The 15,895-nt window shown below is 39.7% G+C and carries 12 protein-coding genes; 7 read left to right on the top strand and 5 right to left on the bottom strand.

The window, feature by feature from the left end; translation table 11 throughout:
- Positions 1-131 precede the first annotated feature (131 nt).
- Together IW22_RS11340 and IW22_RS11335 are read right to left on the bottom strand one after the other, a co-directional pair.
- Entirely contained in the window at positions 132-1,244 is a 1,113-nt protein-coding gene (locus tag IW22_RS11340) for a BT_3928 family protein (protein ID WP_034726577.1), read from the bottom strand.
- A 6-nt stretch (positions 1,245-1,250) separates the two neighbouring features.
- Positions 1,251-1,814, bottom strand: a complete 564-nt coding sequence (locus IW22_RS11335; RefSeq protein WP_034726574.1) for a DUF1599 domain-containing protein — start codon at positions 1,812-1,814, stop codon at positions 1,251-1,253.
- A 524-nt stretch (positions 1,815-2,338) separates the two neighbouring features.
- Here IW22_RS11335 and folP point away from each other — a divergent pair.
- The 7 genes from folP to ilvA all read left to right on the top strand — a co-directional run bounded on the left by folP (position 2,339) and on the right by ilvA (position 10,630).
- Positions 2,339-3,118, top strand: coding sequence for a dihydropteroate synthase (gene folP, locus IW22_RS11330; protein WP_081873941.1), 780 nt, complete (start codon positions 2,339-2,341; stop codon positions 3,116-3,118).
- Positions 3,119-3,457: 339 nt separating this feature from the next.
- Positions 3,458-4,330, top strand: coding sequence for a branched-chain-amino-acid transaminase (gene ilvE / locus IW22_RS11325; protein ID WP_034726571.1), 873 nt, complete (start codon positions 3,458-3,460; stop codon positions 4,328-4,330).
- Between the two features lie 210 nt (positions 4,331-4,540).
- Positions 4,541-6,223, top strand: a complete 1,683-nt coding sequence (gene ilvD, locus IW22_RS11320) for a dihydroxy-acid dehydratase (RefSeq protein WP_185113579.1) — start codon at positions 4,541-4,543, stop codon at positions 6,221-6,223.
- A gap of 7 nt (positions 6,224-6,230) precedes the next feature.
- Positions 6,231-7,958, top strand: a complete 1,728-nt coding sequence (gene ilvB / locus IW22_RS11315; RefSeq protein ID WP_034726567.1) for a biosynthetic-type acetolactate synthase large subunit — start codon at positions 6,231-6,233, stop codon at positions 7,956-7,958.
- A 19-nt stretch (positions 7,959-7,977) separates the two neighbouring features.
- Entirely contained in the window at positions 7,978-8,259 is a 282-nt protein-coding gene (locus tag IW22_RS11310) for an ACT domain-containing protein (RefSeq protein WP_051891199.1), read from the top strand.
- Between the two features lie 52 nt (positions 8,260-8,311).
- Positions 8,312-9,358: a ketol-acid reductoisomerase gene (gene ilvC / locus IW22_RS11305; RefSeq protein WP_034726564.1), complete on the top strand. Its 1,047-nt coding sequence runs from the start codon at positions 8,312-8,314 to the stop codon at positions 9,356-9,358.
- 15 nt (positions 9,359-9,373) lie between these two features.
- On the top strand, positions 9,374-10,630 hold the full coding sequence (gene ilvA, locus IW22_RS11300; RefSeq protein ID WP_034726561.1) for a threonine ammonia-lyase IlvA: 1,257 nt from the start codon (positions 9,374-9,376) through the stop codon (positions 10,628-10,630).
- A gap of 1,079 nt (positions 10,631-11,709) precedes the next feature.
- Here ilvA and IW22_RS11295 read toward each other — a convergent pair.
- The 3 genes from IW22_RS11295 to IW22_RS11285 are packed head-to-tail and all read right to left on the bottom strand — an operon-like array spanning position 11,710 to position 15,867.
- On the bottom strand, positions 11,710-13,179 hold the full coding sequence (locus tag IW22_RS11295; RefSeq protein ID WP_034726558.1) for a M20/M25/M40 family metallo-hydrolase: 1,470 nt from the start codon (positions 13,177-13,179) through the stop codon (positions 11,710-11,712).
- A 7-nt stretch (positions 13,180-13,186) separates the two neighbouring features.
- A complete protein-coding gene (locus IW22_RS11290; protein WP_034726556.1) occupies positions 13,187-13,423 on the bottom strand; it encodes a hypothetical protein in 237 nt (78 codons plus the stop codon).
- Between the two features lie 29 nt (positions 13,424-13,452).
- Positions 13,453-15,867: a hypothetical protein gene (locus IW22_RS11285; RefSeq protein WP_034726554.1), complete on the bottom strand. Its 2,415-nt coding sequence runs from the start codon at positions 15,865-15,867 to the stop codon at positions 13,453-13,455.
- Between the last annotated feature and the right edge of the window lie 28 nt (positions 15,868-15,895).

Here is a 15,895-nt window from a genome sequence, read left to right as displayed (position 1 = left end):
TGTATGTTTAAGTTTAGTGTTTAAATTGGATTGTTGGCTGTTGATTTGGTTGCGAGATACGAGGTTTCGAGGTTCGTGTTTTGTGATTCGTTTTAATTTAAAATTCACAATTCACCATTCACTCATTCACCCTAATCAACATAGTCTTTCGCGGGCTGCTTGTCCACGATTTTCCCTTTCTCAAGGATGAGTACAAACGGATTGCTTCTCGCAATAGTTTTGATGGCAGTCGCGTCCATCATGGCATTTTTAATGGTTTTAAAGGTGTTGTGATCTGTAGAAACACCGTAGATGACAGCTCCTTTTTGAGTATTCACTTTAGTCTCAAGTTTCTGAATAAGATCAGCGGAAACCTCTTTTGGATGATATGAAAATACCAGAACAGCTTTCGGTGCATTGATGATTTCGTCTGTCAGATCTACCCCTGTAGGATCTTCAATTTTGAATTTAACGATCTCAGATTGATAACCTTCTTTCGTCATAACAGATTCATTTTTTCCTTCCTCAATTTTCCATGGAGAACCTTCCGCCCAGTATTTTGTTTCTTTAATATAATCGTCCTGATTTACCTTTAAAACTTCTCCCGTCTTTTGGTTTTTAAGGGAATAAAAAGTCTTGTATTCAGAAGGATTTTTATTGATTTTTTCCTTTTCAGTTTTAATATTCGTTCCGATTTTATAATCACGGAAATCGATCAGTGGTTCGTGCATAATTCCCTGAGCCATAATGTAAATCATGATCACAGAAAAAAGTCCTAAAAGAGCATATCTGAACTTTCCGGAAGGCTCTTTCGTATTGTCGCTGCTGTATACATCTTTTTTACGGAACTCCTTTCTGTAAAGGATAAACACGATAATAAGACCGACAAGAAGCACAATGTCTTTCATAAAACTCTGCCATGGCGTAAACTTGATAGCGTCTCCAAAACATCCGCAATCCGTCACCACATTGTAATAGGCAGAATAAAAAGTAAGAAACCCAAAGAAGATACAAAGGGCAATTAACGCTGAAAGTGTGAACTTAAGCTTCAGTTTTAGCAACAGCATAAATCCTAAGAAAAGCTCCAGTACGACCACAATGACCGAGAACAGAAGTGCAAATTTTTCCAGAAAGGGCATATTGAAAACCGATGGCGCGAAATATTCTTCCATTTTGAAAGAAAATCCTACCAGATCCACAGCCTTTACAAAGCCGGATAGAATAAAGATAACAGCAATAATAAAGCGTAATAAACCTTTGATCATAGTAATTTATTTTTGGGTTTCGGAAATATTTTCTTTTTCAGAGAACTTGATCAGACAGAAAACAGCATAATTCAGCATATCGAAATAGTTCGCATCCAGACCTTCAGAAACAATAGTTTTTCCCTGGTTGTCTTCAATCTGCTTCGTTCTCAGTACTTTCTGATAAATAAGATCAGTAATGGAAGAAATTCTCATATCCCTCCACGCTTCACCGTAGTCATGATTTTTTCTTTCCATTAAAGCCTGTGCATCATTAGAATACTTATCGTAAAGGCTTAAAACTTCCTCCTTATTTTCGTTAAAATCATTAGAAAGTCCTTTTTCAAGCTGAATAAGTCCGATAATAGAGTAGTTGACAATCGCAATGAATTCGTCTTCCTCGCTTTCATCTACCATTTTTTTATCCGTCATCTGAAGCGTACGGATCCTGTTTACCTTGATGTAAATCTGATCCGTAATAGAACTGGGTCTTAAAACCCTCCATGCTGCGCCGTAATCCTGCAATTTTTTACTGAAAAGATCACGACACTCACTGATCACTTTCCCGAACTGTACTGATGTTTTTGACATAAATTCTCTTAATCTCCCAAATATACGAATTCGGTTTTAGGTAGCGGGAATCGGGCATTGATTTTTGTCAGAGTTTGGGGTTTGAGTTGGAGAGTTGGAGAGTTCGAGCGTCGGAGGGTTTTAGAGTCACGGGGTGCGGGATTCGGGGTGAGAGGGTTTGAGAGTAGGAGAGTTGGTCGCTGGTTGTCAGTTGCTGGTTCTTGTCAGGAAATTTTAAAATGAAGAGATTCTAAATTTAATTTCTATCTAAAAGAATATTCGTTTCTACGCAAGCTCTTATCAACGAATAACAAACCAGCAACTAACAACTAACAACTAGCAACTGACAACTAGCAACTAGCAACTGACAACTAGCAACATTCCACAATAAGTCTTAATTTTGCAGAATAGTATCACTTATCAACCCTAAACAAAGAATGCTTTCAAACTCCGAAACTCTCCAACCCTCCAACTCTAAAACTCTCCAACCTTTCCACTCCATCAACTGCAACGGAAGGCTGGTAGAACTCGACATCCCAAAAATCATGGGCATCCTCAATCTTACCCCGGATTCTTTTTCCGATGGTGGGAAATTCAATAGTGAAAAATCAGCGTTGGAGCACGCAGAGAAACTTTTGAAAGACGGAGCGGAGATCATAGACATCGGGCCGCAATCCACACGTCCGAATGCTGAATTTCTGAGCAGCAAAGAGGAAATAGACAGAATAGGGAACATGATTTCTCTGATCAAAAAAGAATTTCCTGAAGCCCTGATATCGCTGGATACGTTTTATGCTGAAACGGTAAAATTCGGCTTTAATGAAGGAATTGACATGATCAATGACATTTCCGGCGGACAGTATGACGATAAAATGTTTGATGCCGCTGCCGAAACGAAGCTTCCCTACATTCTGATGCATGTGAATCCATCTTACGAAACGATGCATGACAAAGTTAAATTTGAGGACATTACTCTGGAAGTTAACCTTTATTTTTCTAAAAAGACCAATGAGCTTCTCGAAAAAGGAGTAAAAGACATCATCCTCGATCCCGGTTTCGGTTTCGGAAAAACAGTGGAAGATCAGATGAAAATGATCGGTGAAACTGAGTATTTAGGCTTCGGAAAATTTCCTTTACTGATCGGTATTTCCAGGAAATCATTTATCTATAAACCGCTTGGGAAATCTCCAATGGAAATCAATGAAGAAACGCAGAAACTTCACTGGAAAGTTCTGGAGCAGGGCGCTAAAATTTTAAGAGTACATGATGTGGTAGAAGCCGCAATAACCATCAGACAGTTTTGCGAAAAAAATAAAAAGTGTTAAAAAAACTTGCTCAGTATTTAAAAATTAATACATTTGCAGTATGAATTTTACGAATCAGAAAAATATTATTGTCATTTCTAACATTATTGTTGTGGTAAACAGCAGTAAGGAAGCGGCATTGTAAAATATTTTAATTTAAATTATATAAGCCGTTTCATTTTGAAGCGGCTTTTTTTTATTTCAGAAATTATGGATCAGTTATTAACAGTAATTATTATCGTCATTATTATTCCCTTGCTTTGGTGAGAAGGATAGAGTATGACTGTACATATTTGAGCCCTCTCACATCGTGAGAGGGCTTTTTTTATACCCATTTGTTAATTTTTAAAACCCTAAATAATGTATTACAGCGACAAAACGATCGTGTATTTTGATGGAAATTTCCTCAAGGCAGAAGAAGCAGGAATGAATCTCTACGGACAGTCACTTCACTACGGTTACTCCGTTTTTGAAGGCATAAAATCCTACAATACCGAATACGGAACCAAAATTTTTAAAGCAGAAGAACATTACGAAAGACTGAAAAGATCAGCAGAAATGATGTATATCCCGTTTGATTATTCAGTCAGTGAACTGACAGATCTTACCTATGAACTTTTGGAACGTAACGGATTCAAAGATGCTTACATCCGCCCGTTGGTAACCTGTTCGCCCAATATGTCCCTTTCAAAAGGACAAAAATCCTACCTCTCCCTGCTTGCCTGGGAATGGAGCAACGGCTATCTCGCAGACAAAATGAAAATCATGACCTCAGGTTTTCAGCGTCCAAATCCAAATGCTTTTAAAGTGGAAGCCAAAGTAGGCGGACATTACGTCAATTCTATTCTGGCTTGTCAGGATGCCAAAGACAAAGGCTATGACGAAGCCCTCTTACTTGATGAAAACGGAAATGTAGCTGAAAGCTCAGGTGCCAATATATTCTACGAAAAAGACGGAACATTATTTACGCCTGCAAAAGGAAGTATACTACCTGGAATCACAAGACAGACGGTGTTTGAAATATGCAGTGAACTGAATATTCCCGTTAAAGAAACCTTCTTTAAGCCTGAAGAAATGAGAGGAGCTGATGCCGCTTTCTTCTGTGGTACGGCCGCTGAAATTGTAGCGTTGGATTCTTTGGATGATGTTCCTTTCACCAAAATCTGGGAGGATACGGCAAGTGGAAAAGTACAGCAGGCCTATCAGAAACTGGTAAGAGTTCTGTCATTGTAAATTTAAAGAATTTAAATAACTAGTAATCAATTAAATACATCTGTTTTTCAAACAATTGAATATTGTAGTTTTCGTAAAAATGAAAATAAAAAAGAGATTACAAGCTGTAGTTTTGGACCAAAATTAAAGAAAAGCTTCAGTGATGAATTCCAAAAAAAATGAAATTATGGATACACACAGAGAGGATAAGAACAGCAAATGCAGGATAATATGTTAAATAAATATTCAAAAACATTCACACAAAACAGCGAACAGCCCGCAGCAAAAGCAATGCTTTACGGAATAGGCTTTACAGAAGAAGATATGCACAAGGCCCAGATCGGTATTGCCAGTATGGGATATGACGGAAATACCTGCAATATGCACCTCAATGACCTGGCTAAAGTGGTTAAAAAAGGAACCTGGAATCACGGTCTTGCGGGACTAATATTCAACACCATAGGGGTAAGCGACGGGATGAGCAACGGGACAGACGGAATGCGGTATTCACTGGTAAGCCGCGATGTGATTGCAGACAGTATCGAAGCCATTTGCGGAGCACAGTATTATGACGGAATCATTGCATTACCGGGCTGTGATAAGAATATGCCGGGAACCATTATCGCGATGGGAAGACTGGACAGACCGTCCATCATGGTCTATGGAGGAACAATCGCGCCGGGATGTTATAAAAATGAACCGCTTAATATTGTTTCGGCTTTTGAAGCTTTAGGGAAGAAAATTGCCGGAGAAATTTCAGAAGAAGATTTCAACGGAGTGATTAAAAATTCCTGTCCGGGAGCAGGAGCATGCGGGGGAATGTATACGGCCAATACCATGTCTTCGGCCATAGAAGCTTTAGGGATGAGCCTTCCGTATTCATCTTCCAATCCTGCATTAAGTGATGAAAAGCAGAATGAATGTCTGGAGGCAGGAAAGTATATTAAAATATTACTGGAAAGAGATATCAAACCTTCAGATATCATGACGCGAAAAGCGTTTGAAAATGCGCTTCGTCTGATCATTATTCTTGGAGGCAGTACCAATGCCGTTCTGCATTTTATAGCAATGGCGAAAAGTGTAGGTGTCTCCGTGACTCAGGATGATTTTCAGAAGATGAGCGACATCACGCCGGTACTGGCAGACCTTAAACCGAGCGGAAAATACCTGATGCAGGATCTTCATAACCATGGAGGAACACCTGCTGTCATGAAATACTTGCTGGAAGAAGGTTTATTGCATGGCGACTGTTTAACGGTTACCGGAAAAACCATTGCTGAAAATCTTGAAAATGTATCGGGTCTTGATTTTACAAAGCAAAAGATCATCAGACCTTTATCAAATCCTATCAAAGAAACTGGACATTTAAGAATATTGTACGGAAACCTCGCTGAGAGAGGGAGTGTTGCGAAAATCACAGGGAAAGAAGGCGAAAAATTTTCTGGAAAAGCAAGGGTATTCGATGGAGAAAAAGACCTGATCAAAGGGATTGAAAATGGAAGAGTTCAGCATGGAGACGTTATTGTCATCCGTCATGAAGGCCCAAAAGGGGCACCGGGAATGCCGGAAATGCTGAAACCTACCAGCGCGCTGATCGGAGCAGGACTGGGCGGAAGTGTAGCTTTAATTACCGATGGTAGATTCAGTGGTGGAACCCATGGTTTTGTAGTAGGACACATCACTCCGGAAGCTTATGAAGGTGGGCTGATCGCTTTTGTAAAGGACAATGACCTCATTGAAATCGACGCAGTAAATAACACCATACAGCTCAAAGTGTCTGAAGAAGAAATCGAACAGCGAAAAAAAGGATGGCAAAAACCTGAACTTAAAGTAAAAAAAGGGTTGCTGTATAAATATGCACTCACCGTATCATCAGCCGCAGAAGGCTGTGTAACAGATGAAATCACTCAATAAATAGACAATGAAGAACCTAAATGTATCCACAGAAACAGAAATCAGCGGCAGCCGGATCATCCTTGAAGCATTTCTTCAGGAAGGGGTAAAAACCATATTCGGATATCCGGGTGGGGCTATTATCCCTATCTACGACGCACTTTACGACTATAAAGATCAGTTGGAACATATTCTGGTCCGCCACGAGCAGGGAGCGGTCCATGCAGCGCAGGGTCTTGCCAGAGTATCCGGAGAAGTGGGAGTGGTGTTAGCGACAAGTGGTCCGGGAGCCACCAATCTGGTAACAGGATTAGCTGATGCCCTGTTGGATAATACACCAATTGTTTGTATTACGGGACAGGTTTTTGACCATCTTCTGGGAACCGATGCATTTCAGGAAATTGATGTTATGAATGTCACCAGTCCCGTTACCAAGTGGAATTATCAGGTCACCGATGCGGATGAACTTTCCGAAGTATTGGCTAAAGCATTCTATATCGCAAGATCTGGAAGACCTGGCCCGGTATTAATTGATGTTACGAAAAACGCCCAGCTGCAAAAGGTGTTCAACAGAGGTTACACCCCCTGTGATTCTTTGAGAAGTTACAGACCGGATCCTGTTCCCCATATGGACGCTATTGAAAAAGCTTCTTTTCTGATTAATCATGCAAAAAGACCATTCATCATTGCAGGACAGGGAATTATGCTGGGAAAAGCTGAGAAAGAATTTTTACAGTTTGCTGAGAAATCAGGAATTCCGGTGGCATGGACGGTCTTGGGAATGAGTGCTATCCCGACGGATCATCCACAGGCTGTAGGAATGGTAGGAATGCATGGAAACTACGGTCCCAATATCCTTACCAATGAATGTGATGTTCTGATTGCAGTGGGAATGCGCTTTGATGACCGTGTGACCGGAAGACTGGATCAGTATGCAAAACAGGCGAGTATCATTCATCTGGACATTGATAAAGCAGAAATCAATAAAAATGTAAAAGTTGAGGTTCCAATTCTTGGAAACTGCAAAGAAACATTACCCCTTCTGACACAGCTGATAGAACCTGGAGCACATAGAGATTGGCAGCAAAAGTTTAAAGACTGCTATGAAATTGAGCATAATCAGCTGATCAGCCACGAACTCTATCCTTCTGAAGGAGAAATTACCATGGGAGAAGTCATTCGCCAATTAAACGAAATGACCCAGGGAGAAGCCGTAATTGTAACCGATGTAGGGCAGCACCAAATGGCTACCTGCAGATATTCAAGCTTTAAACATTCCAGAAGCAATATTACGAGCGGAGGATTGGGAACCATGGGATTCTGTCTTCCAGCCGCAATAGGAGCCGCTTATGGAGTTACCAACCGCCCTGTTATCGCGGTGATGGGAGATGGTGGAGCCCAGATGAATATCCAGGAGTTGGGAACATTGATGCAGTATCAGCCGGATATCAAGATTTTAATTCTTAATAACTGCTATCTGGGAATGGTAAGACAGTGGCAGGAATTATTTCATGAAGAAAGATATTCCTCGGTAGATATTCAGAGTCCGGATTTTGTACAGGTAGCTAAAGGATATAAAATCCCGGGAAGAAAAGTAGTGGAGAGGGAAGAACTGGAAGCGGGACTTAGTGAAATGCTTCATCATCAGGGCGCTTTCCTGTTAGAAGTCATGACTGGGAAAGAGCATAATGTTTTTCCTATGATTCCCCAAGGGAAAAGTGTTTCAGAGATCGTACTGACTAATAATAAGACATAATAATATAAAATATAAAAAGATGAATTCAGAAAACAGAGAATACACGATAACGGCCTACACAGAAGATTATCTGGGGCTGATCGGCAGGATCAATGCTATTTTTTCAAGGAGGAGAGTTTCCATTGTGAATTTTAATGCAGGTCCTTCCGATATTGAAAAAGTAAAAAAGTTTGTGATCGTCATCAGAGAAACGGAAGAATCTGTACAGAAGATCACCCGGCAGATGGAAAAACAGGTAGATGTTTTGGAGGTTCATTACCATAAAAATCCATACCTGACTGTAGCAGCACACGCAAGCTAAACAAAGAAATAATAATAAAAATATCATTAACAACATATAAAAATTTAAAAAAATGGCAAAATTGAATTTTGGCGGAGTAGAGGAAAACGTAGTAACAAGAGAGGAGTTCCCATTAGATAAAGCTCAGGAAGTATTAAAAGATGAGATCGTAGCAGTGATCGGCTATGGCGTACAGGGACCGGGACAGGCACTTAACCAGAAAGACAACGGAATCAATGTGATTGTGGGCCAGAGAAAAAATTCAAAATCATGGGATAAGGCTGTGGCAGATGGATTTGTACCCGGAGAAACCTTATTCGAAATAGATGAAGCTTTGCAAAAAGGAACGATTATTTGCTATCTCTTAAGTGATGCCGCTCAGATCGAATACTGGCCAAAAGTGAAACAGCATCTTACCCCTGGAAAAGCCCTGTATTTTTCTCACGGCTTCGGAATTACCTTTAATGAACGTACGGGAATTATTCCTCCGCCTGAGGTTGATGTATTTCTTGTTGCTCCGAAAGGATCAGGAACATCATTGAGAAGAATGTTTCTTCAGGATCGCGGACTGAACAGTAGTTTTGCCGTATATCAGGATGCTACTGGGAAAGCTAGAGAAAGAGTGACTGCACTGGGAATAGCCATCGGAAGTGGTTATTTATTTGAAACAGACTTTAAAAAAGAAGTATTCAGTGACCTTGCGGGAGAAAGAGGAACCCTGATGGGTGCCGTACAAGGAATATTTGCCGCTCAATATGATGTATTGAGGAAAAACGGACACAGTCCTTCTGAAGCATTTAACGAAACCGTTGAAGAATTAACCCAATCATTAATGCCTTTGGTGGCAGAAAACGGAATGGACTGGATGTATGCGAACTGCAGCACCACAGCACAAAGAGGAGCACTGGACTGGTGGAAACGTTTCAGAGACGCCACTTCTCCTTTATTTGAAGAATTATACGAGAGTGTTGCGAAAGGAGATGAAGCCCAGCGTTCCATCGACAGCAACAGCAAACACGATTACAGAGAAAAACTGGAAGTAGAACTGACTGAGCTTAGAGAAAGCGAAATGTGGAGAGCCGGAAAGACAGTCCGCAGCCTCAGACCAGAGAACAATTAATCAGGAAAAATAACAATGGAAGAAACGTATCCTTCTGTCTTGGACAATGTCTATAAAGCAGCAAAAAGACTCAGAAATGTAGTGGTAAGAACTCCTCTGGCGATCAATAATCATCTCTCCGGTATTTATAATGCAAAGATTAGCTTTAAAAGAGAAGATCTGCAGCAGGTGAGATCCTATAAGATCAGGGGAGCTTACAATAAAATGGCGGTGATGTCTCCTGAAAACCTTGCCAAAGGGGTGGTTTGTGCCAGTGCGGGAAACCATGCTCAGGGAGTGGCTTTTGCATGCAGCACCATGAAAGTGAAAGGAACCATTTTTATGCCTTTGCCCACGCCGGGACAAAAGCTGGAACAGGTGAAAATGTTTGGAGGGGATGATATTGATATTGTGCTTTACGGGGATACTTTCGATGAAGCTAAAGATGCCGCACTGAAGTTCTGCAAAGAAAATCATGGAATATTTATTCACCCGTTTGATGATCAGGATATTATTAATGGCCAGGCTACGGCAGCACTGGAGATTCTTGAGCAGTCGGATGAGCCTATTGATTATCTTTTTCTTCCGGTTGGAGGTGGTGGTCTGGCTGCAGGTGTTTGTTCTGTATTCCGGGAACTGTCACCACATACGAAGATTATAGGGGTGGAACCTTCTGCAGCGGCAAGTATGAAAAAAGCACTGGAAAAAGGAAAACCGGTGCTTCTTGAAAAAATAAGCCGTTTTGTAGATGGAGCCGCTGTACAGAAAGTAGGAGATCTTAATTTCGAACTTTGTAAAGATGTACTGCACGATATGGCTTTAGTGGATGAAGGAATGGTGTGCGAAACCATTCTTTCCCTCTACAATAAAGATGCTGTGGTCGTAGAGCCTGCCGGAGCTCTTTCTGTAGCTGCACTCGGAAAATATAAAGATCAGATTAAAGGGAAAAATGTAATCTGTATCATCAGCGGAAGCAATAATGATATTACGAGAATGGAAGAGATTAAAGAAAAAGCTCTTCTTCATGCGGGTTTAAAGCATTATTTCCTCGTTAGATTTGCACAACGTCCGGGAGCCTTAAAAACTTTTGTGATGAATGTTTTGGGACCGAATGATGACATCACTTTTTTTGAATACACGCAAAAAAATTCTAAAGAGAAAGGGATTGCTGTTTTAGGAATCGGACTGAGGGATAGCGAAGATTTTACTCCGCTGCTCAATAATATGAAGAAGTATGACTTTTTTGTTAATTACCTGAATAATGATCCGTCTTTGATGAATTTGCTTATTTAAAACGGGCTGTGAAATGGTGTTGGGTTTCGCAAGGACGCTATTTTTTTCATACGATGTGTTGTTAAGGCGCAAGGATTTTATCTGCGATAAAATTTAAAGCTGCTGATATATTACAAAGCTTGGGGAGAATCGATTTTGCAACATTTACAATCTGACATAGGAAAATGGAGCGTTAAGAAAATAAATGCTGTGAACGTTAAAAAAATTCTACTGTCCGAAGCGCGGGACTGTAGCTGAAACGAAGCAGAAATAATACATCCGCGCAAGTTTTAGAATTTTTAGAGAACAGGATTTATTTTTAGCGGAAGTTTCCAGGTCTTGAATTTTTGATTCTTTTGTTTCAAGACAAAAGAATATGATAAAATATTTGGAGTATGATGTTGGAGTTTCGCGAAGACGCTATTTTTTTCATACGATGTGTTGTTAAGGCGTAAGGATTTTATCTGCGATAAAATTTAATGCTGTTGGATTTGATATATTTCTCACAGATTTCGCAGATAGGGCGGATTTTGTTTAACCACAGATTTTCGCAGATTGACACAGATTTTTTTAAGTTTGGTTTTTACAACTGAGATAAAATTGACATAGGAAAATGGAGCGTTAAGAAAATAAATGCTGTGAACGTTAAGAAAATTCTACTGTCCGAAGCGCGGGACTGTAGCTGAAACGAAGCAGAAATAATACATCCGCGCAAGTTTTAGAATTTTTAGAGAACAGGGTTTATTTTTAGCGGAAGTTTCCAGGTCTTGAACTTTTGATTCTTTTGTTTCAAGACAAAAGAATATGATAAAATATTTGGAGTATGATGTTGGAGTTTCGCGAAGACGCTATTTTTTTCATGCAATACGTTGTTAAGGTGCGAGGATTTTATCTGCGATAAAATTTAAATGCTGTAGACGTATTGCTACATTTCCATAATTTGACTTATGATAGCAGGGAACAAACCTTATAGGTTTTTAAAACCTATAAGGTTTATTTAAGACAGCGGTTAAGCTTTCTTTTTGAGATTGCTTCGTCGCTACGCTCCTCGCAATCTCAAAAAGAGTATCGGCGGCCCGCAGGGCCGCCGATACTTTCATTTATCTCTCAAGCGTAAAATTAGAAATCACTTTCGGACGTTCAGCCTCATTGGCTACTTTCCAGGATGTCCTGTACATCCATTCCGTCATTTTATACAGCTTTTTGTAATTGATATTTTCAGATTCATCCTGAGGTGTGTGGTACTGATCGTGCAATACGCTGGTGAAAAAGATCGCCGGAATCCCGATTTTTGCATACGGCAAATGATCACTTCTAAAGTAGAAATACTCTGCGTGATTTGGAGAATCCCAGTCTTTCAGGTATTTGAATTTTGTACTTTCGTTATTGGCATCCTCGGCCATTTTAACCAATTCCTCAGAGTTTTTATGCGGGGCATTTCCTCCCAGAAGAGCGGCTTCATTATTGTCGTTTCTTCCGATCATATCACCGTTTAGTACAGCTACGATCTTCTCTTTCGGAACAACTGGGTGAGCAGCATGCCATCTGGAACCAAGTAATCCTCTTTCTTCCGCTCCGTGGAAAACAAACAGAATACTTCTTTTTCCGGGTTGCTTTTTATAGGCTCGGGCCATGGCAAGCATTGCAACGCATGTACTGGCATTATCGTCGGCACCGTTATAGATGGTGTCATTTTTTACGGGATGTCTGATTCCGTCATGATCCTGGTGACCGCTTAACAAAACGTATTCTTCTTTAAGCGTAGGATCTGTACCTTCAATTTTTCCGATGATGTTTATGGAAGGATATTTATAGGTTTCTGTGATGAGGTTCAGTGCCATTTTAGGATTGTTTTTTAGCCAGCTTGCATTTTCCCTTTTGATCCATAAAACAGGAATATTATCTGTTATTTTTTCTCTCAGACCCTCTACACCGTAGGTTCCTCTTGTCATTTGAGGAAGAACTTCAACCCAGCTTTTCTCAGAAATATCATCGGTGATGAAAATTATGGCTTTTGCACCCAGTTCGAGAGCTTTGCTGTAATATTTTGTCCTTACAAAACCGGGATATCTTCTTACAAAAAGTGTCATTTCCTTGTCGATATTTTTATCGGAGGCATTGACGGCAAGAACTTTTCCTTTGATATTTAATTTGGAAAGCTCTTCGGGTTCTGTATTTCCGGCGTATAAAATCTCAGCATCAATTGAGGCATTAACGGGTTCTGCAACAAGGAAATCTTTCCATAGTTTCAGATTACTGTTTCCGATTTTCAGATTGCTTTGAGGAATCACTTGATGCCTGTACATATCAAAAAACTGGAAGAATGTACCGTTGTCACCAGCGGGTTTCATTCCGGCTTCTTTGGCTTTATCGGCCAACCACATCGAAACTTTTAATTCATCTAAAGTACCTGCTTCACGGCCCCAGAACTGATCGGCTGCCAGTTCATACATGTCTTTTCTGAGATCGGTTTCTTTGATGGCAGAAACCAGCGGTTTTTTATAGTTTTGAGCATTCCCAAGACTGAACAGGAGAATACTGAGTATAGAGAATATGTAATTTTTATTCATCAGATTTTTAATTGAAGTTAGCCAATTTATCTGAGAACTGTTTTGAAAACTCCTTTCTGTCCTCCTCCAGTTTTTCTTTGTCGGCCGGAAGGATATAATTAAAAAGGACTTTATCTTCATGGTCAAGAAATATAATTTCCTTTTCATTACCATCGATCATCTGTGCGAAAATTTCCCACATCGGGGTATCTTTCAGTCTTAATAATTCAAAAAACTGTTCCGCTTTTATTTCTATTCTCTGCATGTTTCGTTTTTTATGTTTAAAAATGTTGTTTAAAATTCTAATAGTTTCAGCTTAAACTGAATGGCAAAATTCTGCTTAAAATTGGGTGTGGTATAGTATCCGACTCTGTAGAACAGCCCTAAATTGAAGTAGCTTGACAGAAAATTATTCCATTCAAGACCCACTTCCTGATACAGGTGATCCAGTTTTCTGAATCTGAACTCATGGTATTCCGGATGCTTCATATCTCCGATGGTTCCTCGTAATACAAAATCAAAGCTTGAAATATTCTGCCCGAAACTTTTGAAGTATAAAGGAAGTTTGTGGGTGAAGTAGTAGGCAATAAATTTATCATTGTAATACTTTCCACCTTCCAGTGTTGCAAAACCAAGGTAAGAGGTAAGATTAAAATTAAAATCCTTACTCGGGGAAGCCAGTCCGTTCATCGTAAAATGCTTCCAGATAGGAGCTTCACCCAATACGACTCCTCCATAAAGTCTGAATCCGGTAGTTCCGAGCATTGTTTTAAAGTTGTGGACAAACAGGGCATCAAAACGGGTATAATTAAAATCTCCACCCAAAACTTTGTAGCTTTGCTCGTAGTTAAAATACAGCTCAGGATATTTCTGATCGATGATCGATTTTCCCTGAGGCGTCATGATATTCGTCGAGTTCGGTGAATATTTTAAAGTAAATAAGGTATTGAAATTATCAAATTCACCGCCTTTTCCTCTGAATTCATAATCAAATTTAGCTTCCTCGATATTTCTTTTGGCGGCAAAGACCAGGGTCAGTCCATTCGTCACATCATTCAGATAAGAAACCGATGCTCCTCTGAAATGATAGTATTTATCGTTGTTAATGTTATTTCCGTAATTCATCATCCGCATCTTGAAATTCCACAGCCTTCTGTAGAACTCTCCCGATGCTGTCACATCATTATAATACTCGATTCTGAAAAATGAATTTTTATCCAGTGTCGTCTTCATATCAAGACCGATTCCGTATTTCCATTTATCATCCTTAAAACCGTAGGCAAAATAGTAATCCGGAGAGAAATAGGGATTGAAGGTTTCATTCATTTTGGCTTTTAAACCAAGCCTGAAGCCTTCATATAAGTTGTAATTCACAATTTCATCTACGGCAAAATCTACAATACCTGCCCTGATCTGTCCATTGATAAGACCCGTCAGAATTTTCGCTTTGTTGTCAATATTATACTTTCTGCCTAAGCTGTCAATCGTTTTGTAAGTGTTTTTTTCCCTTTCTGTGAGAGGATCTGTCCTGTATTGATCCAGAAGATGTCCGTCAGCATTTTTCACTGAAAAAGTATAACCTTTAAAATCATTACGATTCTCCTCAACCGGCGATTTGAAATCAAAATAGGTAGAAGTCAGGAAAGCATACGTTCCAAAGCTCGTTTTATCTTTTTTCTCAGGATGTTCTTCCGTTTTTCCTTTGTTTTCCTCTTCCATGGCCACTCTGCTCATTCTGAGTTTTACCTTTTCCTGGGACAGAAACCATTTATTATTATAGAAAACCCAGGTACTTGTGATGATACCGTCGTTTTTGTTCTTACTAAAATTTTCAATCTTTTGAATCCCGTAGGTCTCGGTGTCTACATAGATGGCACCGTTATATTTTCTTCTTTTATCCGGTTTTTTGTAATTCACCTCACGGAAACGGATCACAAAGGTTTTTCTGCCGCTTACTTCAATGGTATCCGAAAGAAAAAAGCGGTACAGCCCTCTGTTTTCCTGCTTGATCTGGTTTGGAATTTTGTCCCTGTTGCTCTGCTGGATGGCGATCATTTCGTAGATAGGCTGTTTAAGACCGGAAATTCTATTGTCCAGGATATTGACTTTTTCGCCGTATTGTTTAGAATATTTAAACTCCTGAGCTCTTTCCCACAGGAAGAGTTTGCTTTTTGAAAAGATCTGCTTGGCAGAAATATTATTTAACGAATCTTTTTCTCTTTTTTTCTTGAAAAACTGGGTGTCATTAAAGAATTTATTGAACTGCGTAATGCTATCCTGATCAATATCCATAGACATTTTTTCGTAGGATTTGAACGTATAGGAATCTAAACTCTTCGGTGAATTTTCGTTAAAAAGCCTGTTCACCTTTTTTAGGATTTCAATCGCTCTGGGATCGCTTCGGTCTTCAATAACGACTTCTTCAATATCAGTAGTTTTTGATGCTTTTTTCAGCAGAGTAACTTCCATATCTGCTTCTACAGCTGCGGTTTCGGTCTCGTATTTTTCTGCCTGAATGTCAATAGTACTGCATGAGGCTTTAAACTCCAATGCGCCCTGGATATCTGTAAATCCCAGAACTTTTCCGTCACAGGAAATTTTGGCGTTGGAAATAGGTTTTTGGTCAGTTTCGTCAATGACCCTGATCTTTGATTGGGCGTAACCAAAGAAAGACATTAATAAATACAGTAAGACTAAAAACCTTTTCATGCAAAAACTAGATCAAAAGTAGTAATAT

It is taken from the genome of Chryseobacterium sp. JM1 (genome assembly GCF_000737715.1).
GTDB lineage: Bacteria > Bacteroidota > Bacteroidia > Flavobacteriales > Weeksellaceae > Chryseobacterium.
This window is presented reverse-complemented; position numbering and strand designations above follow the sequence as displayed.

What these genes read in the sequence shown, in the direction of transcription:
- IW22_RS11295 (WP_034726558.1), bottom strand. Translation starts at nt 13,179, where the DNA reads ATGAATAAAAATTACATATTCTCTATACTCAGTATTCTCCTGTTCAGT.
- ilvE (WP_034726571.1), top strand. Translation starts at nt 3,458, where the DNA reads ATGTATTACAGCGACAAAACGATCGTGTATTTTGATGGAAATTTCCTC.
- IW22_RS11310 (WP_051891199.1), top strand. Translation starts at nt 7,978, where the DNA reads ATGAATTCAGAAAACAGAGAATACACGATAACGGCCTACACAGAAGAT.
- ilvB (WP_034726567.1), top strand. Translation starts at nt 6,231, where the DNA reads ATGAAGAACCTAAATGTATCCACAGAAACAGAAATCAGCGGCAGCCGG.
- IW22_RS11290 (WP_034726556.1), bottom strand. Translation starts at nt 13,423, where the DNA reads ATGCAGAGAATAGAAATAAAAGCGGAACAGTTTTTTGAATTATTAAGA.
- IW22_RS11285 (WP_034726554.1), bottom strand. Translation starts at nt 15,867, where the DNA reads ATGAAAAGGTTTTTAGTCTTACTGTATTTATTAATGTCTTTCTTTGGT.
- ilvA (WP_034726561.1), top strand. Translation starts at nt 9,374, where the DNA reads ATGGAAGAAACGTATCCTTCTGTCTTGGACAATGTCTATAAAGCAGCA.
- ilvD (WP_185113579.1), top strand. Translation starts at nt 4,541, where the DNA reads ATGTTAAATAAATATTCAAAAACATTCACACAAAACAGCGAACAGCCC.
- ilvC (WP_034726564.1), top strand. Translation starts at nt 8,312, where the DNA reads ATGGCAAAATTGAATTTTGGCGGAGTAGAGGAAAACGTAGTAACAAGA.
- folP (WP_081873941.1), top strand. Translation starts at nt 2,339, where the DNA reads ATGGGCATCCTCAATCTTACCCCGGATTCTTTTTCCGATGGTGGGAAA.
- IW22_RS11335 (WP_034726574.1), bottom strand. Translation starts at nt 1,814, where the DNA reads ATGTCAAAAACATCAGTACAGTTCGGGAAAGTGATCAGTGAGTGTCGT.
- IW22_RS11340 (WP_034726577.1), bottom strand. Translation starts at nt 1,244, where the DNA reads ATGATCAAAGGTTTATTACGCTTTATTATTGCTGTTATCTTTATTCTA.